This window comes from Brevundimonas sp. AAP58 (assembly GCF_001295975.1).
In the GTDB taxonomy this organism is placed as follows: Bacteria; Pseudomonadota; Alphaproteobacteria; order Caulobacterales; family Caulobacteraceae; genus Brevundimonas.
On record NZ_LJHU01000023.1, the window covers coordinates 16,118 to 35,792 of the forward strand.

Here is a 19,675-nt window from a genome sequence, read left to right on the forward strand (position 1 = left end):
CTGAATGACTTCACCGGATTCCGCATTGGCCGCGCTCGTATCGACAAGCGAGCAGGCCGTCGCACTCGACACGGCCATGATCGCCAAGCTGACCCAAATCGCGGGGGATTTCGCGATCAACATCTCGATCGCGGCGATCATCCTCGTCGTGACCGTTTTCGCGGCGCGCTGGGCGTCGTCGGCCACCCGAAAGGGCCTCAGCCGGGTCCGAGGCTTCCGCCATGACCCGACGGTCCTCAGCTTCGCCGTTCAGGTGGTTCGGGTCCTTGTCTATCTGATCGGCTTCATCGCCGTGCTCCAGCGTCTGGGCGTGCAGACCACGTCGATCATCGCGGTTCTGGGCGCGGCGTCGCTGGCGGTCGGCCTGGCGCTCCAGGGGACGCTGTCGAACGTCGCGGCGGGCGTCATGCTGCTGATCCTGCGGCCCTATCGGGTGGGCGATCTGGTGAACATCGGCGGCAACGTCGGGCGGGTGCAGCGGCTGGACCTGTTCTTCACCCAGCTGTCCGACGTGAACAACGTCAAGATCATGTGCCCCAACGGCAAGGTGTTCGGCGACTTCATCTTGAACCTGTCCGGTCAGGGCACGCGCAGGATCGAGCTCAAGATCGGCGTGGGCTACGGCTCGGACCTGACCAAGGCGCGCGAGGTCCTGACCAGGGCGGCGGCGGCCCAGGAGGCCGTGATGCCCGATCCCGCGCCTTGGGCCGGGGTGACCAACATGCTGGACAGCGCCATCGAGATCACCCTGACCGCCTGGGTCACCTCGGACGCCTATTGGCAGGCCAGGGCCGATGTCTTCCAGGCCGCAAAAGAGGCGCTCAATGCCGCCGATATCGAGATTCCATTCCCCCACCAGGTCGCTGTCCCCTATGGCGACGACGACCTGGTGATGCCCATATCTGGAGAGGGCGTGGGCCTGCGCAGAGGCCGGGCCGATCCCCGCAGTGCCGGCTTCGGGCCGGGCCGCGATCCTGACGATAGCGAGAGCTGAGATGCGCTACGACTTCGGTTCCGACAACACCGCAGGCATGGCGCCCGCCGCGCTCCAGGCTCTGATCGACGCCAACGCCGGCTATGCGCGCGCCTACGGTGCCGATGAGATCACCGCCCGCGCCGCCGACCAGATCCGCCAGAGACTGGATGCCGACGCCGAAATTCGTTTCGTCTTTTCCGGCACGGCGGCCAACGCCATCGCGCTCTCAATGCTGGCCTGGCCGCACGAGGCGGTGCTGGCCCACCACGCCGCCCATGTCTGCACCGACGAGACGGGTGCGCCGGGCTTCTTCGGCCAGGGCATCGGCCTGATCGGCCTGCCGGGCTTTTCCGGCAAGATCGACCCGAAGGCCCTGCTCGCCGCGCTGGAAGAGCCTGAGGTCGGCCACCGCCAGCCGCCCGCCGCGCTCAGCCTGACCCAGTCCACCGAATACGGTACGGTCTACACCGAGGAGGAGCTGCGCCATCTCATCGAGCCGGTAAAGACTAGGGGATATGGCGTCCATCTGGACGGGGCGCGGCTGGCCAACGCGGCGGCGGGGGGTTTCGACCTGACGCAGATTCCCCGACTGGGCGTCGATGTCCTGGTGTTCGGCGGTGCCAAGGCCGGGGGGCTGTGCACCGAGGCCTTGGTCATGTTCGACAAATCTCTGGCCCGGCGCATCGACAACCGGCTGAAGCAGGCCGGGCAGCAGGCGTCAAAGGCCCGCTACCTCGCCGCGCCCCTGCTCGGCATGCTGGAGAGCGGCGACTGGGAGGGCGGGGCTGCCCACGCCAATCTGATGGCCCAACGGCTGGCCCAAGGCATCGCCACCCGGACACCATTCGTCCTGGCCCACCCGGTCGAGGCCAATGCGGTGTTCGTGCGCATGCCGGCCAAGGCGCATCAGGCGCTGAACGCCGCCGGCTGGGCCTGCTATCGCTTCGATGACGGCTCGGTGCGCTTTGTCTGCTCCTGGGCGACGGAGGAGGCGGCCGTGGACGAACTCCTGGACGCGGTCGCCGGTCTGAACTGACGCCTTTCGCATCGGGGGGACGCGGGCCATATGCGGGACATGGCGAGAGGCGAACGGGCGGGCAGACGAGGCGGATCGATGGAGGCGAAGGCGCAGGCGGCGGGAACCGTCGCCGAACCGCCGGTCGATCCCAAGACCATTCCTGCGCTCATGGACCTGGGCCGACTGGTTGGACGGTCGCAGGCACCGCAGCTCAAGCTCCGCCTGACCTTTGCTGTGCTTCTGACCATCGCGGGCAAGGCGCTCGGCGTGCTGGCGCCGCTGGTGTTGGGGGCTGCGGTCAATCATCTGGCGGCCGATCAGCCAACCGGCGTCGCGGTCGGATTGGGCTTTGCCGGGTTCGCAGTCGGCTGGGCGGTCGTGCGGTTCCTGTCGACAGCCGCGCCACAGCTGTCGGACGTGGTCTTTGCCCCGGTGCGTCAGGCGGCGCAACGACGAGCGGCCGCCGAGACCTTCGCCCACGCGCTGAATCTCTCTCTGGATTTCCACCAGACCAAGCGGTCTGGGGCCCTGTCGCGGACGGTGGATCGAGGCGCGCGCGCGGTCGACTTCCTGTTGCGCATTCTCGCCTTCAACCTGGTGCCTACGGGCCTGGAGTTGATCCTCGCGGCGGGCGTTCTGGGCGCGGCTTATGACTGGCGTTTCGCGGCCGTCGCGGTGGTGGTGGTGGTGGTCTACGCCGTCTTCACCTTCGCCATCTCCAACTGGCGGATCGAACATCGGCGCACGATGAACACCGCCGATACCGAAGCCGCCGGCCAGGCGGTCGATGCCCTGCTGAACTATGAGACGGTCAAATCTTTCGGGGCTGAGAGCCGCGCGGCCGAAAGCTACGACCGGGCACTGGGCGTCTACGGGGTGGCGGCGCTCAAGGCCAACAGCTCGCTCGCCCTGCTGAACGCGGTCCAGGCGCTGATCATGAACGTCGGCCTTGGCGTTATGGCGGTGATGGCCGGTTATGAGGCCGCAGCGGGTCGCATGGGTCCCGGCGATGTGACGGCGGCCGTCCTGATCCTGATTTCGCTTTACGCGCCGCTCAACATCCTCGGCTTCGCCTATCGGGAAATCCGCCAGTCCTTCATCGACATGGAGGAGATGCTGAAAGTCACGCGGCAACAGCCTCTGGTCGCCGATGCGCCGAACGCGCCGCCTCTGCCCCGGTCGCCGGATCGCGGCGGTGCCTCCCTGGCGTTCCAGGAGGTGTCTTACCGTCACGACGCGCGCTCCAGCGGGCTGGAAGACGTATCGTTCATCGTGCCGCCGGGCACGACCACAGCCCTCGTCGGCCCCTCCGGCTCGGGCAAGTCGACCATCGTGAAGCTGGCGCTGCGTTTGCTAGACCCACAGAATGGTCGGGTGTTGATCGAGGGGGTCGACGCGCGCGACGTGACCCAGGCCTCGCTGCGTCAGGCCGTCGCGCTGGTCCCGCAGGACGTGGCCCTGTTCAACGACTCGATCCGGGTCAACATCGCCTTCGCCCGGCCGGACGCCGACGAGGCGGCGGTATGGGCGGCGGCGGAGGCGGCAGAACTGGCCGACTTCATCCGGAGCCTGCCGGACGGCATGAGCACCAAGGTCGGAGAGCGCGGTCTGAAGCTGTCGGGCGGCGAGCGTCAGAGGGTCGGCATTGCCCGTGCTCTGCTGGCCGATCCCTCGATTCTGATCCTGGACGAAGCTACCAGCGCGCTGGACAGCCGCACCGAGGCCGCCATCCAGAAGACGCTGCGGAAGGCGCGGGCGGGCCGCACCACCCTGGTCGTCGCCCACCGCCTGTCGACCATCGCGGACGCCGACCAGATCCTGGTCTTGAAGGCCGGGCGGATCATCGAGCGTGGCGCGCACCACGAACTCGTCGCCCGCGTTAGCGGGGAGTACGCCGCCCTCTGGCGCAAACAGACCCGCGGCGCCCGCGCGAACGCGGACGCCGTGATCATCTGATCTCTAGAAAAAGCGCCGGCCCCGAGACGGGTGCGGGGGGAGTGGGCTCGCCCCGGGGCCGGTCTGACCCGACGTCAGCTGGCGCGGCGAACGCGCCGGGGCTGGGCGATGGTCGGGCAGTTGATGACGACGCCCAGCGGTCGGATGCCGGCGACGAAGGGGTTTCCGGGGCCTTCCGGCGCGACCGGCGCGGTGGCGACGTCGCCAGCCGCGACCAAACGGCCGAGGTCCTCGATGGAGGTGATGCGGCGCACGCGGTTGGCGGCGATGGCCTGATCCGTCCAGACCACGACGTGGGCGTCCCACATGGGGCTGTAGTTGTTGTCCAGAGACGGATTGTCGTTGTCCGGGTCTAGCGGGAAGACGTTGATCGGATCGATGCCGCCGTTGGCGATCGAGGTGGCGAAGCCCTGGTTCTGACCCGTCGCCGGATCGAGAATCCCGTTCACGACCGGCGCGAAGCCCAACAACGCCGAAGGTTGGTCAGGCGTCGATTGTCCAAAGCTCGGGACGCCTCCGATCCGCGGGGCGAAGACGCCCTGTTCGATGACCGCTGGAACATCGGCCGACACGTCGGTGACCAGGTGGTAGTAGTACTGCTCGCCGCCCTGGAACCCGTCCAGCAGCTGAAGCACGACCGTGCCACGACGCTCGTCGAGGGCGTTGGCGCGGTCGTGGCGGCCCGTGGCGTTGCCGACGATCTGCATGTTCAGGACGACGCCCGACGGCATGACGACCATGGAGGACCACTCGGCGTCAGCGACGGCCCCCGGCACTGCGCGCGCCGGCGGGAAGGGATAGGGCGTGCCTGGCACCAGCTCGTAGGTCGGCGAGAAGTCGACCGAGCCCCGGAAGCGCACGACGCCGTCCTGAATCGTCACCCGCTGCTCGCCCGGCGTGCCGGCCGCGTGGCGCAGCTTGGGCGAATAGTTCACCCCCAGCCGGTTGGCGGTCTCGAAGTCGGACGCTTCGGTGATGATGTAGTGGACGGCCTCGCCGCGCGGCCCGACGCCCTTGAACAGCGGCAGGGTCACGGTGGCGGCGCCGTAGGTGAAGTCGACGGCCAGGGCGTTTCGCATGAAGACGTTGTCGTCCTCCGAAAAGCGCACGGCGGTTGCCGGGGAATAGGACGGCCGGCCATAGTCGCGTGCCGAGCGGGCCAGAAGCGCATCAGCTTCAGCGAGCGCGGCGCGGTTACCCTGGACCAGCGGCGCGTTGGCTGCGTTGGCGGGAGCCTCGGATGCGGCGGCGGGAGAGTTGGCCCCTGCGGCCAGAACGGCCAGAGCCATGACGATGGCAGTTTGTTTCACGGTGTAGCCCCTTCGGTGCGCCCCGGTGGGGCGTGGATGCTGCTGGTCGGGAGTGCCGCCAGCCACGGCAGCGTCGCCCGGCGGGGCAGGTCCGTCTTTTTCCAGGGTGCGGGAGCTTTGTCTGGGATTGCTGTCAGGCGGTACGCGCGGCGCGCCAGGCACCTGGCGTGGAGCCCGTCACTCTGCGGAAGGCGGTGGTGAAATGGGCCTGATCCGCGAAGCCGCAGGCGTGGGCCACGGCGGCGATGCGCGAGCCGGGCTGGAGCAGCAGCCGCATGGACCGCTCGATGCGACGCCGCTGAACGAAGCGGACCGGACTGACGCCGTGGCGAGCTCGAAAGGCGCGGGTGAAGTGGAACGGTGAGAGGCAGGCCACTGCTGCGAGATCGGTCAGCGTGATCTCCTGATGCAGATGGGCCTCGATGAAGTCGATGACCCGGGTGAAGCGCAGATCCGTCGGAGGGGCCGGCGTCATGCCTTCGGAACGGTGTGCGTCCGCCGCCGAAAGCAGGGCCGACAGCAGGGCCAGGGCCACGCTGTCGACGAACAGTCCGTCGGCGCGTTCGGCCTCCGTCCAGGCGCGGCCCGCCAGAAGCGGGAACATCGGGTCCTGAAACGGGCGCTCGTAAACGGGGGCCAGCCGCTCGACCAGCGCCGGGCTCTCGATCGCCGAGGCCAGCCGCTGGGCGGGTGCTGCAAGGATGATGAGCTCGCTCGGCCCGTCGATCTGGTAGTCGACGTCTGTCAGAGGCGGTGCCGCCACGGTGTGGGGGCGGTCGGTCGGAATGTTGATCCAGCCGTCGCCGAGATTGTAGCGGGCCGGTGCCCTTGCGACCCGGCGGCGGATGCCGATCAGCAGGTCAGGCGTGGCGCGGTCGGTCAGGCCGTGGCCATCCTGAAGAACATGCAGCAACTGAACGCCAAGCGAGCCGGCGGACCGCGCCTCGTGCTCGAAACCCGAATAGCCGGAGCGGCGGTAGAAGTCCGTATAGGACGGATGCGCGGCGCGGGCGCGCCCCCACTGCTTCGGCAGCCCAGTCGTGTCGCCATCATCCAGCACGCATCTATCCCCCGTTCGGGAGACGTTTTGCGATCCGCAGAGGTTACAGTTGGTTCCGAACCCTGACGATCAGAGCGATCGGCCAATGGCGTAGAAGCGCTCGGACCGCTGGCTGCGTAGCTCGGCGGGCGACAGGGGTAGCAGCGCCTGCAGCTCGTCCCATACCGCCTCCCCGACGGCTGCGATGGCCGCATCGCGGTCGGCGTGGGCACCGCCGATGGGTTCTGGGATGACCCTGTCGACGATCTTCATGGTCATCAGGTCCGGCCCGGTGATTTTCATGGCCATGGCGGCGTCCTTGGCGCGCGCGCCATCGCGCCAAAGGATGCCTGCCGCGCCCTCGGGCGAGATCACCGAATAGATCGAGTGCTCCAGCATCAGCACGCGGTTGGCGGCGGCCAGGGCGATGGCCCCGCCCGATCCCCCTTCGCCCGTGACGGTCGCGATCATCGGCGTGCCCAACACAAGGCCGCGCTCGGTCGAGCGGGCGATGGCCTCGGCCTGGCCGCGCTCCTCGGCACCCAGCCCGGGATAGGCGCCGGCGGTGTCTACGAAGGTCAGCACCGGCAGGCCGAAGCGGTCGGCCAGGTCCATCAGGCGTACGGCCTTGCGATAGCCTTCGGGTCGGGCCATGCCGAAGTTGTGGGTCAGGCGGGTGGCGGTGTCGTGGCCCTTTTCGTGGCCCATGACGACGACGGCCTGGCCCCGGAAGCGGGCGAGGCCACCGAGGATCGCCTGATCATCGCCGAACTGGCGGTCGCCGCGCAACTCGGTGAAGTCGGTGAACAGGCCCTCCAGATAGTCCACGAAGTGCGGACGCTGTGGGTGGCGGGCGACCTGGGTCTTTTTCCAGGGGTCGAGCTCAGCGTAGGTCTTCTTGCGGAGCTGGTCGGCTTTCTTCTTCAGGCCATCGATCTCGGCCTCGAATGAGCCGGAAGTGGCCGACAGCAGGCCCAGTTCCTCGATCTTGGCTTCGAGATCGGCGATCGGCTTTTCGAAATCGAGGTAATGGGTGGCCATGAGGCGTCCGAAAGGGGCGGGCAAGGCGGCCCGGTCACAAGGCGGCGGAACCTAGTCGCGGGGACGGCGGGGAGCAAGCGGGCTCACTCGTCCCGCGCCAACGGATGGTGGGCGGCAATGACCTGCTTGAGACGGTCCGTGGCAACGTGGGTATAGATCTGGGTCGTGGCGATGTCGGCGTGGCCGAGCAGGGTCTGCACGACCCGCAGGTCAGCGCCGCCCTCCAGCAGGTGGGTAGCAAAGGCATGGCGCAGGACGTGGGGGCTCGTCCGCGCCGGGTCGATCCCGGCGTCGATGGCCGCCTGATCCAGCAACTGGGCGAAGCGGCGCGGGGTGAGATGACCGGAGGCTCCTGTCGAGGGGAATAGCCAGGGGCTGTCGGCCTGCTTCTCGGGCCGCTTCGCGTCGCGGGCCATCAGCCAGGCCTTCACAGCCTCCCGTGCCGAGGCGTTCAGAGGCGCGAGGCGTTCCTTGCCGCCCTTGCCCCTTACGATCAGATAGGCGGGATCGCGCCGTACGGCCTCGACGCGGAGCGCCAGCAGTTCGGAGACGCGCAGGCCTGAGGCATAGGCCAGCTCGACCAATGCGATCAGGCGAAGGCCCGCCGCCCCGTCGCGCGCCGCAGAGGCCTTCAGCAGACGTTCGACCTCGTCGCGAGACAAGGTCCTGGGCAAGCGGCGGCCCTGTTTGGGTGCATCCAGACGGCGGGATGGATCGTCGCTTCGCCAGCCCTCACTGAGGCAGAAGCGATAGAATTGGCGCACGGCCGAGCGGCGGCGGGCGGCCGTGGCGGCCGACAGGCCTCGTGTCGACAGACCCGCGAACCACGTCTCCACGGCCTCCGCGTCCGCGCCCAGAAGACCTTTCTCGAGGCTAGCCTCTGCATCGGCCAGGTCGCGCGCATAGGCCGATAGGGTGTGAGGCGAAGCGTCGCGCTCCACCGCCATCATCTCGAGGAAGGCTTCGACCTGAGGTGTGGTCATGCCGGATACTGGCCAGAGGTGGCGCTTGGTGTAGAGATTGAACCCGACATGTCGCCTTTTTGCCTTCCTACAGGAGGCCGCCGATGAGCGGCCTTGCCGCTCGATCAGCCGAGCCAACGATTCCTCGGCCGAGTCGCACCATAGCCCTGGTCGGCCTTATGGGCGTGGGCAAATCGACGGTGGGACGGCGGCTTGCCCAGCGTATGGACCTGCCTTTCGTCGACGGTGACGAGTCGATCGAGGCTGCGGCGCGCATGACGGTTTCGGACATCTTCAGCCAACTGGGCGAGGCAGAGTTTCGGGCGGGCGAGGCCCGGGTCATGCGCCGGCTGCTGGATGGACCGCCGATCGTGCTGGCAACGGGCGGGGGAGCGGTGCTGAACTCCGGCACCCGTGACCTGATGAAGGAGCGAGCGACGACCGTATGGCTTAGGGCCGAGTTACCCATCGTGGCCGCCAGGGTGCAACGACGCGACACCCGGCCCCTGCTGCGTGGCAAGGATCCTCTGACGGCTCTGAGCGCCATGGCCGAGGTGCGCTATCCCATCTACGCAGAGGTCGCCGACGTGACGGTCGATGTCGGGTCTGGCGCCCATGCCCAGGCCGTCGAGGCGATCCTTGAGGCGCTCATGGCGCACTGGGCGGGCGGGGGCGCGGCATGACGGTCATTCCAGTCCAAGGCGGCATGTTCGCGCCCTACGACGTGGTCGTCGGTCGTGGTCTACTGTCGGAGGCCGGCAGACGGATCGCGCCTTTCGCGCGGCATCGCACAGCTGTTGTCACGGACGAGATCGTGGCGGGACTGCATGGCGCGGCTGTGCAAGCCTCGCTGGAGGCGGCCGGGGTCCGCTGCGAGATCATCGCCGTGCCGCCGGGGGAAGCGTCCAAGTCCTTCGCGGAGCTGGAGCGCTTGATGGACCGGCTTCTGGCGCTGGGTCTCGACCGCAAGGACGTCATCGTGGCTCTGGGCGGCGGCGTGGTCGGCGACCTGGCCGGACTGGCCGCGGCGCTCTACATGCGAGGCATCGACTTCGTGCAGGTTCCCACCACGCTGTTGGCTCAGGTGGATTCCTCGGTCGGTGGCAAGACGGCGATCGATACGCCGCGCGGCAAGAACCTGGTCGGAGCCTTCCATCAGCCGCGGTTGGTGCTGGCCGACATCGATGTGCTGGGCACCTTGCCAGAGCGGCAGGTAAAGTCCGGCTGGGCTGAGGTGCTGAAGCACGGCCTGATCTGTGACCCCGCCTTCTTCGATTGGCTGGCCGGCGATGGGGCGGAGGGCGCGCGTGGCGACCCGGCCGCTCTGGAAAGGGCCGTGGTACGCTCGGTCGAGATCAAGTCCGCTATCGTTGGCGAGGACGAGAAGGAGGCCGGACGTCGCGCGCTGCTGAATCTGGGCCACACCTTCGGCCACGCGATCGAGGCGGAGCTTGGCTTCGAGGAAGCGGCTCTGGCGCACGGCGAGGCGGTCGCTCTCGGCTGCTGCATGGCCTTCCGGTACTCTGCCCGGCAGGGACTGTGCTCGATCCAGGATGCCGAGCGGGTACAAACGGTGGTCGCAGCCGCTAACCTGCCGACGCGGCTGGAACAGGTGGGGTCCTTTTCGGCGCAGGCCCTACTGTCGCGCATGGTCGGCGACAAGAAGGCTGAAGCCGGCCGTCTGACGCTGATCCTGGCCCGCGCCGTCGGACAGGCGTTCGTCTCCAGGGCCGAGGCTCCGGAGACCGTGCTGACGTTCCTTGAGGCGGAGGGGGCGGCCTGAGGCAGTCCTCCGCAACGGACGCTAGTCCATGCGCGTCCAGCCCAGGGGGCGCAGAACCTCAATCGGCCGGAACTGGGCCTTGTAGTCCATCTTGGGTGAGCCCTCGACCCAATAGCCCAAGTAGACGAAGGGCAGGCGGACGGCTTGGGCCTGACGAACATGGTCCAAAATGGCGAAGACGCCCAGCGAGCGCCGCTCGATATCCGGGTCGAAGAAGGAATAGACCATCGACAGGCCGTCCGAGAGCAGGTCGGTGAGGGTTACGGCGACCAGGTCGCCGGGGCCGCCGTCCAGAGACGGCAGGCGATACTCGATCAGATGAGTCCGTACCGCCGTGTCCTCGACCATGGCGATGTAGTCCAGCCAGGTCATGTCGGTCATGCCCCCGCCCGGATGACGCTGAGACAGATAGCGCTTCAGAAGGGCGAACTGCTCCTGCGTAGCCTCGGCCTCAACGAGGTCGCGCGACAGATCAGCGTTCCGGGCCAGCACCTTCTTCTGGGTGCGTGACAATCGCACCGCTTCGACCGGCAGCCGCACTGACACACAAGCGTCGCAGCCTTCGCAGGCCGGGCGATAGGCGATGTTCTGGCTGCGGCGGAACCCGGCGTGTGTCAGTTCGTCGTTGACGTGAGCCCCGTTCGAGAACGGCAGGTTGGCGAATACCTTCCGCTCGGTCATGCCGGACAGGTAGGGGCAGGGGGCGACCGCCGTCATGAAGAAACGAAGCTGGCGTGTCGGTACGTGTTGCGTCACGTCAGAACGTCCGCATCCGATCTCGTCGCCAGTAGGGCCACCGCTTGGTCATGGCATGATTTGGCGTCAATCCGCGCCGCGCCGCAAGCCGGTTCTCGCGACGCATGACCCTCACAGACTCGTGTCTCTTGGCAGGACCGGCGCTTCCCTCAGCAAGACGATGGCAATCCGGCGGTTACCGGCCAGCGAGGGGTCGTCCGGATACAGAGGGTCGGATCCTGCTTTGCCCGCGACCGAATAGACCCGGTCCGGATCGATGCCCGCGCCTTGCAGGATCTGGCGCGAGGCGTCGGCGCGCTGGGCCGACAGGGGCCAGTCGCCCGGGCTCGACGCCCGACCCGAACCCGGCACGGCCGAGGTATGTCCAGTGATCGAAATACGGTTGGGCAGCCGGTTGATGACTGTCGAGATGGCCCTCAACAGGACCTGGGCGCGGGCATTGGGTCGGGCTGAATTCTGCTCGAACATCGAGCGGCCTTCCTGGTCGACGAGCTGGATACGCAGGCCCTCCGGCGTCTGGTCCACGATCAACTGCCGCGACAGCTCGGCCAGCTCGGGCATCTGCTGCATGGCCTGGCGCAGCGATTCGGCTGCAGACGCGAACTCTGCCGCTTCGCGCGCGGCGATCTCCTCGCGCAGTTCCTCTTCCGATGCGGCGGCGAGGTTGGCGTTGACCCCGGCTTCCTCGGGGGCGTCCTGCGGTGCTTCTGGGGCCAGTTGCTCCAGAACATTGATGGAGCCCGACCCCTTGGACCCGTCCTCGCCAAGCGATGTGCCGCCCAGGATGCCGCCGGAACCGGACGTCGTCTGGCTGACGCTGGCAGGCGCGAAGTATTCCGCAATGCCGCGCTTCTGCTCAGGGTCGGTGGTGTTGATCAGCCACATCAGGAGGAAGAAGGCCATCATGGCCGTGACGAAGTCGGCGTAGGCGACTTTCCACGCGCCGCCGTGATGGCCGCCGCCGACCACCTTCTTGACCTTCTTGATGAGGATCGGACGATCGCTCAGCGACGACATGGACGGCCCCCCGAACGCGAATGTCCGACGTTTGCGCCAACAGGGTTAAGGCGACCTTTCGGACGCCGTGGTTGCCAGCGCCCGCGTCAACCCCTAGACCGCCCGCCACGCGGATGTGGCGGAACTGGTAGACGCACTGGATTTAGGTTCCAGCGCCGCGAGGCGTGGAGGTTCGAGTCCTCTCATCCGCACCAGCTGCCAGCGGCGTTACCGCTCCCGAGGCGGTCTTTCGCTGCCTTGGCTCAAACGAAAAGGCCCGGGATCGCTCCCGGGCCTTTCTATTCTGACGATCCGGAGGATCAGTCCTTCTGGTTATCGACGCCTCGTCCCATGGCCTCGGCTGGCGTGGAGATGGTCGTCTCCTCGGTGATGTCGATGCCCTTGGCCAGCTTGGAGTTCCAGAAGCCGTAGGCGGCGTAAAGGAGGGCTCCGATGGCGGCGTAGCCCCCGAGCAGCATCAGCGGAAGCGGGTTGTCCTCGGCCGCGTGCTGGAACATCGGAACCAGGTTGTTGTAGGCGAGGAACAGGCACGCTGCGATGCCCGCCACGGCCGTGGGGATGCCGCCCGGCACGCGGAAAGGACGCGGCATTTCCGGGTGACGGATCCGCAGCACGATCACGCTGAGGCAGACGATCGAAAAGGCCGTCGCCGTGCCGAGCGACACCAGGTCGCCCAGGATCGAGATCGGCAGGAAGGCCGCCGCGATGGCGATCAGGACCCCGAGCAGGATCGTGCCGATCCAGGGCGTGCGGTACTTCGGATGGATGACCGCGAAGGCCTTGGGCAGCAGGCCGTCGCGCGCCATGGTGTAGAACACCCGCGTCTGGCCATAGCATAGCACCAGCATGACCGAGGACAGGCCGGTGATCGCGCCGATCTTGATCAGGAAGCTGATGAGGTTCATCGGGCTGCCGTCCGCCAGGGTGATCGGCAGATCCGCCCATTCCAGACCCATGCGGTCGATGGCCACGGCGATCGGAGCCGGCGACGCCAGTTCCAGATAGGGCACCACGCCGGTCATGACGGCCGCGACCGCCATGTAGATCAGCGTGCAGACGAACAGGGCCCCCAGGATGCCGATGGGCACGTCCTTGGAGGGGTTCTTGGCCTCGGCGGCGGCGGTCGAGACGGCCTCGAAGCCGACGTAGGCGAAGAAGATGATGGCCGCGCCGCGGAAGATGCCTTCCACGCCGAACTGGCCCGGTCCCTGGTTCTCGGGGATGAAGGGCTGCCAGTTGGCGGGGTTCACATAGGCCACCCCGACCGCGATGAACGTCAGAAGCACGATGATCTTGATGACCACGATCGCGTTGTTGATGTTCGCCGATTCCGACACGCCCAGAACCAGCAGGCCGCAGACCGCCGCGATGCCGATGGCGGCGACGAGGTTGAAGGTGCCGGTCATGGGGAAGGTGGTCGCGCCAGCGTCCTGGACCAGCTGCACCAGAGGCGTCGCCCACTGCGGGCCTTCGCCGCCGGCATACTGGATGGCCGGGAATATCTGCTGGCTTATGCCGAAATCCGACAGGATCGAAACGACATAGCCCGACCAGCCAACGGCGACGGTCGAGGCGGCGACGCCATACTCCAGCACCAGCAGCCAGCCCATGATCCAGGCAAAGACTTCGCCCAGGGTGCCGTAGGCGTAGGTGTAGGCCGAACCCGAGACCGGCATGGTCGAGGCCAGTTCGGCGTAACACAGACCGGCCAGGGCGCAGGCGATACCCGCGACGACGAACGACAGCATGATCGCGGGACCGGCGTTGGCTGAGGCCACCTGACCCGTCAGAACGAAGATGCCGGCCCCGATGATGGCCCCAATGCCCAGACTCATCAGGTTGATGGGGCCCAAGGTCCGCTTCAGCTCGCTCTTGGCGGCCTCTTTCTGGATCTGGGCTACGGATTTTCTGAGGAACAGTCTGTTCCCCTGCGGCCTGAGGCCATCTGCGGACATGAAGTCTCGCCCCTGTGCAAACGTGGCGAGCCCCCTCGGACCGCCTCCCGAGCGGACGCATAGTCCCAAGGATTTGGCCCCGCAATCGGGTATCATCCGGGTGAAGTCTTCACGACAGAGGTGTGACGCGCACTGTGACTGCGGAAGCGCAGCGTTGGCTCAGCGGCAGCACGGCATGCTGGCGTCGAGGCATCGATCCGCTATAGCTCAGGGAACACTCTCAAGATCGACGGGGCTGTTTTCAGCGGCTCGGTACCAGCATTTCAGGAGCGATAAATGGCAGGAAACGCATCGGCCCCAGCACAGGCGCAGTGGTCTTCCAAAGCCGCGTTCGTCCTTGCGGCGACCGGGTCTGCCGTCGGGCTGGGCAATCTCTGGCGTTTTCCAACCGAAGCGGGCAACAATGGTGGCGGCGCTTTTGTGCTGCTCTACATCCTCTGCGTTGTCCTGATCGCAATGCCGCTCCTGCTGGCAGAGAGCCTGATCGGGCGCCATGGCCAGCGATCCACCATCGCGAGCGCGGCTCACCTCGCGCGTCAGTCCGGTGCCAGTCCGGCCTGGAGCCTGCTGGCCGTGATCGGCCTGATCGCCAACACCGCGATCCTGACGTTCTACTGTGTCGTGGCGGGCTGGGTCGTCTACTTCATAGGGACCAGCGCAGCCGATCTGATCGGAGCTGTTGGCGCGGGCGAGCCGCTGAGGGGCGCTTACGGTCCCCAGTCGGTCGAGCAGATCCAGCAGATGATGCCGACCCTCTTCGCCAATCCCGCCTTGCTGATCGGGCTGCAACTGGCCTTCGTTGTGGTGACGGTCTGGATTGTCGCGCGAGGCGTCAAGGGCGGCATCGAGGCCGCGGCCACCTGGCTGATGCCGGCGTTCTTCTTCCTTCTGATCGGCATCACGGTCTATGCGGCCATCATCGGAGATTTTACCGCCGCCGCCGCGTTCCTGTTTACGCCGGACTTCGAACGCGCCTTGCAGCCAGGCGTCCTCAGTTCCGCCCTGGGGCAGGCCTTCTTCTCCCTCAGTCTCGGTGGTGGTGCCATGATCGCCTACGGGGCCTACGCCTCGCGTGACACCAATCTGGCCCAGACGTCGGGCACGATCGCTTTCGCCGACTCGGCCGTGGCGATCATCGCGGGTCTCGCGATCTTTCCGATCGTCTTCAGCGTGGGGATGGAGCCGAATGCGGGTCCGACGTTGATGTTCCAGTCGCTGCCGACTGCGTTTCATTCCATGCCGGGCGGCGCGATCGTCGGTCTGCTGTTCTTCGTGCTGGCCTTCTTCGCCGCCCTGACGTCATCGGTCTCCCTGCTCGAGATTTCCGTCGGTTGGGTGATGGAGCGGTTCGGGGTTTCGCGCGTGGTGACCGCCGTCGGTATCGGCGTCTTCGTCTTTGCTGTCGGCCTGCTCTCGGCCCTGTCGTTCAACCTGCTGGCGGATCAACGGCCCCTGGCGACCGTGCCCGGCTTCGAGAATGCCACCTGGTTCGACGCCATCGACGGCGTGACGGGGCGGCTGTTGCTGCCGCTGTCCGGGCTGATCACGGCGATCTTCATCGGCTGGGTCGCGGATCGCAAGCTGGTGAATGCCGAGACCGGGCTGACGGGCGCAACGCTCACCGTATGGCGGTTCCTGATTGCCTGGATTTGCCCCTTGGCTGTCGCGGGCATCCTTGTGATCGGACTGTTCCCCCAGCTTCTCGCCTAGGGCACCGCGGAACCGCAACGGCATGACGCTGCCTATCGAGGCCGCTCTCGGGCCGCTTCATGCCGCACTGAGCCAAGGCAATGTCGCCGTCCTCGCTGCCCCACCCGGAGCGGGCAAGACGACGGTCGTGCCGCTTTCGTTGCTCGATGCGGATTGGCTCGGTGGCCGCCGCATCCTCGTTCTGGAGCCTCGTCGCCTCGCGGCCCGGGCGGCGGCGGACCGCATGGCGGCGACCTTGGCGGAGTCGAGCGGCCAGACCGTGGGTTACCGCACCCGGTTGCAGAGCCGCATCGGACCCAGGACCCGGATCGAGGTGGTCACAGAGGGGGTCTTCACCCGGATGATTCTCGATGACCCCGGGCTCGAAGGCATCGGGGCCGTCCTGTTCGATGAGTTCCACGAGCGCAGTATGGACGCTGATCTTGGACTGGCGCTGGCGCGAGACAGCCAGGCCTTGCTGCGCGAGGATCTGAGACTGGTCGTGATGTCGGCGACGCTCGACATCGCGGGCGTGTCCCGGCTCCTCGGCGACGCACCCGTCGTTGAGGCCGAGGGCAGGGCCCATCCGGTAGAGACGATCCATCTAGGCCGCGATCCCGCCGAGCGGATCGAGGATGCGATGGCTCGGGCCTGCCTGAAGGCGCTGGGTGAGCAGACTGGCTCCATCCTGGCTTTCTTGCCGGGCCAGGGAGAAATCCACCGCGTGGCGGGCATGGTCCGTGATCGACTGCGGTTGCCGGGCGTCGACGTGGTTCCGCTTTACGGCGCTCTGGACAAGGTCGCGCAGGACCAGGCCATCGAGCCTGCCCCACCGGGTCGCCGCAAACTCGTCCTCGCCACATCGGTCGCGGAGACCAGCCTCACCATCAATGGCGTTCGCGTGGTGATCGACAGCGGTCTCTCGCGGGTTCCACGCTTCGACCCGTCAAGCGGTCTGACCCGGCTTGTCACGGTAAAGGTCAGTCGTTCTTCAGCGGAGCAGAGGCGGGGGCGGGCAGGGCGCACAGAGCCCGGCGTCTGCTACCGTCTGTGGGACGAAGAGATGACACGGGGGCTTGTGGCGCACCAACGCCCGGAGATTCTTGAGACCGATCTGACAGGGCTGGCCCTCGACCTCGCCCGATGGGGCGCGCGGTCGGTCGAGGGCCTGGCTTTGCTCGACCCGCCACCTGCCGGTGCCTTCGCCGAGGCCCGAGCCGTGCTGACGCGGTTGGGCGCGCTGGATGAGGCAGGCCAGCTTACGGATCATGGGCGAAGGCTGGCGGCGCTGCCCCTGTCGCCCCGACTGTCGCACCTTCTGGCTGTGGCGGCTGATGCGGGGCACGGCGAGCTTGGTGCGCAGATCGCCGCGATCCTGAGCGAGCCTGGGCTGGGCGGTCGCGAAGTCGACCTGCGCGACAGGCTCGGAAATTTCGCGCGGGACCGGTCGCCGCGCGCCATGGATGCGCGAAAGCTCGTGGTGCGCTGGTGTCGCATGGCGGGCGGGCGGGAATCGGTTGGTGAAGGTGCGGATGAGGGCTCGATGGTCGCGTCGGCCTTTCCCGAAAGGATCGCCCGGGCCCGGGGCAAGCCGGGCGAGTTTCAGCTGGCCTCGGGGCGCGGATGTTTCCTCGATCCGACCGATTCGCTCGCGAAGGAGCCCTGGCTCGCAGTCGCTGAACTGGGCGGCGGGGAGGCCCGAGACCGGATTCGCCTGGCGGTTCCGCTCAATCCTGAAGGATTGGGCGAGATGCTCACCGTCGAGGAGCGGCTTGCTCGGGAACCCTCTGGCAAGCTGATGCTCCGCCGGGTCCGACGGCTTGGGGCGATCGTTGTTGACGACCGGCTCGTAGGAGCGCCGAACCGGGAACAGATCAATGCGGCCCTCAAGGCCCAGGTCGAAACGGAGGGACTTCAGGGCCTCGCCTGGGGTGAGCGATCCGGTGCCTTGCGGGCCCGGCTGGCTTTCCTCCATGCCCTCGATCCCGATTGGCCGGATGTGTCAGAAGCCGCGCTGACGAGCTCGATCGAGGTCTGGCTCTGGCCATTGCTCGAAGGCGTTCAGGCCCTCGAGCAGATCGGCGACGTCGCGCTCGAGCAAGGGCTGCGAGGTCTGATACCCTGGGACAGGCAGCGGATGCTCGACGAGCTTGCGCCAGCCCGCCTGATGACCCCACTCGGATCGGTAGCCATCGACTATGCGGCTGAAGGCGGTCCTCGGGTAGACATCCGCGTGCAGGAACTATTCGGTGTGACCCGGCATCCGACCGTCGCCGACGGGCGCGTGCCGCTGACCCTGGCATTGTTGTCTCCGGCCCGTCGCCCGATCCAGATCACAGCCGACCTGCCGAGTTTCTGGAAGGGGTCATGGTCGGCGGTTCGGGCCGAGATGCGTGGCCGTTATCCCCGTCATCCCTGGCCGGAGAATCCGGCCGAGGCCGCGCCGACCAGTCGCGCCAAACCGCGCGAGACCTAGGGTTTTTCAGTCACAGCGTAGGCCATGATGCCCGTTGCAACGGCCAGATTCAGGCTGTCGGCGCGGCCTCGCATGGGAATCTTGACATTGATGTCGCAGGTCGCGGCGAGGGGGTCGGTCAGGCCGGCCTGCTCATTACCCATAAGGATCAGTGTCGGCGGAGCATAGGTGGCATTGCGATATCCGGTGCTGGCGTCCAGCCGGGTGCCGACGACGGAACCTGGCCAGCCTTTGCGCCATTCGAGAAAGCCTTCGGACGTCGTCCGCGTGATCGAGACGGCGAAGACAGATCCCATCGTCGCCCTGACCGCCTCCACCGAAAAAGGATCAACGCAGTCGTCGATCAGGATGACGCCGCCGCAGCCTGCGCTGTCGGCCGTGCGGATGATGGTGCCGAGATTGCCGGGATCGCGCACCCGCTCCAGGGCGATCCAGCAGGGCGCTGCCCCTGGCTTCAGGTTTTCCAACGGCGCATAGGCTTGTTCGAAGACGCCCAGCACCGTCTGCGGGTTCTCCTTTCGGCTGATTTTCTCAAGGATCGGGTGGGTGACAGTCACGACCTCGCCGCCCGCGCGGACAGTTTCTGCCTTGGCCCTTTCCAGCAGCGGATGGGCCCGAGCGTCCAGACCGACAAGCAGCATCTTCGGAGCCCGGCCCTGATCGAGGGCCTCGCCGATGAACTTCAGCCCCTCGGCGAGGAACCGACCCGTCGCCTCGCGTTCCTTGCGCATATGCAACGCCCGCACGGCCTTGACGGTGTCGTTGGTCAGCGAGGTGATAAGCCGGGGATCGTTCATGCCGTCCAGCGAGCGAAAAAACTCAACCCGATGGCGCGGGCGTCCGATCCATCCTCGGACAGCGCCAGTTCGCCCCAGTCGATGCGCCCGGAACGGTCTTTCGTCGCCTCGCCCATCAGATGCGCGAGGGACAGGCCGGAGATGCGGGCGGCATAGGCATTTACGAGCAGGAAATCAGCGTCATCGGCCAGCAGGGCTGCGCAGTCCTTGAGCAGGCCGGGCAAATCCTCGAACAAGCGCCAGACCTCGCCGGTCGGGCCCCGCCCGTACTTGGGCGGGTCAAGAATGATCCCTTGATACCGCGAGCCTCGGCGGACTTCGCGCGCGACATACTTGCGCGCGTCGTCGACGATCCATCGAATGGGCCGCTCGGACAGCCCCGACAACTCGGCGTTCTCGCGCGCCCAGGCGACCGACTTCTTGGAGGCGTCGACGTGCGTGACCTCGGCGCCCGCCGCGGCGCAGGCCAGGCTGGCCACACCGGTATATCCAAAGAGATTGAGGACCCTGGGTCGCTTCAGCCGACGCACGCGTCCGTCCAGCCAGTCCCAGTTGGCTGCCTGTTCCGGGAAGAAAGCGAGATGACGAAAGGGTGTGAACCGGCCGGTGAAACGGACGTCTCGCCAACCCAGGGGAAAGGTTTCGAGGGGGCGTCCGGAGAACCGCCATCGTCCGGCTTCATCTTCATCGTCCGGGTCGAAGACGGCGTCGGCCTGATCGAAAGCCGCAGGATCTCGAGGGCCCCACCAGCATTGCGGCTCCGGCCGAACGACCGTGTGACGGCCATACCGCTCCAGCTTCCGGCCGCCGCCGCTGTCCAGCAGGGCGTAGTCCGGCCAGGCGCGGGTCAGGACTGTTTCAGGGGAGGGCGACAGCACGGGTGGCATCATCGAGGCCATA

Annotated in this window: 16 protein-coding genes and 1 tRNA gene; 8 read left to right on the plus strand and 9 right to left on the minus strand. The window is 67.1% G+C overall.

The genetic code is table 11. From position 1 onward, the window contains the following. The first annotated feature begins 25 nt into the window (after window positions 1-25). The 3 genes from IP78_RS04020 to IP78_RS04030 are packed head-to-tail and all read left to right on the plus strand — an operon-like array spanning window position 26 to window position 3,950. Window positions 26-994, plus strand: a complete 969-nt coding sequence (locus IP78_RS04020; protein ID WP_231680913.1) for a mechanosensitive ion channel family protein — start codon at window positions 26-28, stop codon at window positions 992-994. A 1-nt stretch (window position 995) separates the two neighbouring features. After that, on the plus strand, window positions 996-2,012 hold the full coding sequence (locus IP78_RS04025) for a low specificity L-threonine aldolase (RefSeq protein ID WP_054110428.1): 1,017 nt from the start codon (window positions 996-998) through the stop codon (window positions 2,010-2,012). A gap of 39 nt (window positions 2,013-2,051) precedes the next feature. Further along, window positions 2,052-3,950 carry an ABC transporter ATP-binding protein/permease gene (locus tag IP78_RS04030; RefSeq protein WP_231680914.1) on the plus strand — a complete coding sequence of 633 codons (1,899 nt, stop codon included), beginning with the start codon at window positions 2,052-2,054 and terminating at the stop codon, window positions 3,948-3,950. Window positions 3,951-4,024: 74 nt separating this feature from the next. Here the strand turns inward: IP78_RS04030 and IP78_RS04035 are convergent, their stop codons facing one another. The 4 genes from IP78_RS04035 to IP78_RS04050 form a co-directional block, all read right to left on the minus strand. After that, window positions 4,025-5,260, minus strand: a complete 1,236-nt coding sequence (locus IP78_RS04035) for a hypothetical protein (protein ID WP_156320272.1) — start codon at window positions 5,258-5,260, stop codon at window positions 4,025-4,027. Window positions 5,261-5,393: 133 nt separating this feature from the next. Continuing rightward, complete coding sequence (locus IP78_RS04040; protein WP_054110431.1) at window positions 5,394-6,320, minus strand: helix-turn-helix domain-containing protein; 927 nt, start codon at window positions 6,318-6,320, stop codon at window positions 5,394-5,396. Between the two features lie 69 nt (window positions 6,321-6,389). Further along, window positions 6,390-7,340, minus strand: a complete 951-nt coding sequence (locus tag IP78_RS04045; protein WP_054110432.1) for an acetyl-CoA carboxylase carboxyltransferase subunit alpha — start codon at window positions 7,338-7,340, stop codon at window positions 6,390-6,392. An 83-nt stretch (window positions 7,341-7,423) separates the two neighbouring features. Continuing rightward, complete coding sequence (locus IP78_RS04050) at window positions 7,424-8,323, minus strand: tyrosine recombinase (protein WP_054110433.1); 900 nt, start codon at window positions 8,321-8,323, stop codon at window positions 7,424-7,426. A gap of 83 nt (window positions 8,324-8,406) precedes the next feature. Between IP78_RS04050 and IP78_RS04055 the strand changes: the two genes are divergently transcribed. Both IP78_RS04055 and aroB read left to right on the plus strand, forming a co-directional pair. Further along, window positions 8,407-8,985, plus strand: a complete 579-nt coding sequence (locus IP78_RS04055) for a shikimate kinase (RefSeq protein WP_054110434.1) — start codon at window positions 8,407-8,409, stop codon at window positions 8,983-8,985. Then, window positions 8,982-10,085, plus strand: coding sequence for a 3-dehydroquinate synthase (gene aroB, locus IP78_RS04060; protein WP_054110435.1), 1,104 nt, complete (start codon window positions 8,982-8,984; stop codon window positions 10,083-10,085). Before IP78_RS04055 ends, aroB begins: the two co-directional genes overlap by 4 nt. 21 nt (window positions 10,086-10,106) lie before the next feature. Here the strand turns inward: aroB and IP78_RS04065 are convergent, their stop codons facing one another. Both IP78_RS04065 and IP78_RS04070 read right to left on the minus strand, forming a co-directional pair. Beyond that, window positions 10,107-10,841 carry an arginyltransferase gene (locus tag IP78_RS04065; RefSeq protein WP_054110436.1) on the minus strand — a complete coding sequence of 245 codons (735 nt, stop codon included), beginning with the start codon at window positions 10,839-10,841 and terminating at the stop codon, window positions 10,107-10,109. Window positions 10,842-10,952: 111 nt separating this feature from the next. Continuing rightward, entirely contained in the window at window positions 10,953-11,858 is a 906-nt protein-coding gene (locus tag IP78_RS04070) for a flagellar motor protein MotB (protein ID WP_054110437.1), read from the minus strand. A 109-nt stretch (window positions 11,859-11,967) separates the two neighbouring features. Here IP78_RS04070 and IP78_RS04075 point away from each other — a divergent pair. Then, window positions 11,968-12,052, plus strand: a tRNA-Leu gene (locus IP78_RS04075). A gap of 105 nt (window positions 12,053-12,157) precedes the next feature. On the opposite strand, the gene IP78_RS04080 is transcribed toward IP78_RS04075, so the two are convergent. Beyond that, window positions 12,158-13,813, minus strand: a complete 1,656-nt coding sequence (locus IP78_RS04080) for an amino acid permease (protein ID WP_054110438.1) — start codon at window positions 13,811-13,813, stop codon at window positions 12,158-12,160. A 276-nt stretch (window positions 13,814-14,089) separates the two neighbouring features. Here IP78_RS04080 and IP78_RS04085 point away from each other — a divergent pair, with 276 nt between their 5' ends. Together IP78_RS04085 and hrpB are read left to right on the plus strand one after the other, a co-directional pair. Then, window positions 14,090-15,523, plus strand: coding sequence for a sodium-dependent transporter (locus IP78_RS04085; RefSeq protein ID WP_054110439.1), 1,434 nt, complete (start codon window positions 14,090-14,092; stop codon window positions 15,521-15,523). A 22-nt stretch (window positions 15,524-15,545) separates the two neighbouring features. Continuing rightward, entirely contained in the window at window positions 15,546-17,978 is a 2,433-nt protein-coding gene (gene hrpB, locus IP78_RS04090; protein WP_054110440.1) for an ATP-dependent helicase HrpB, read from the plus strand. Here the strand turns inward: hrpB and IP78_RS04095 are convergent. Both IP78_RS04095 and IP78_RS04100 read right to left on the minus strand, forming a co-directional pair. Then, window positions 17,975-18,775 carry an RNA methyltransferase gene (locus tag IP78_RS04095; protein ID WP_054110441.1) on the minus strand — a complete coding sequence of 267 codons (801 nt, stop codon included), beginning with the start codon at window positions 18,773-18,775 and terminating at the stop codon, window positions 17,975-17,977. The genes hrpB and IP78_RS04095 overlap by 4 nt on opposite strands. After that, entirely contained in the window at window positions 18,772-19,662 is an 891-nt protein-coding gene (locus IP78_RS04100) for a class I SAM-dependent methyltransferase (protein WP_054110458.1), read from the minus strand. The genes IP78_RS04095 and IP78_RS04100 overlap by 4 nt, the downstream gene beginning before the upstream one ends. Window positions 19,663-19,675 lie beyond the last annotated feature (13 nt).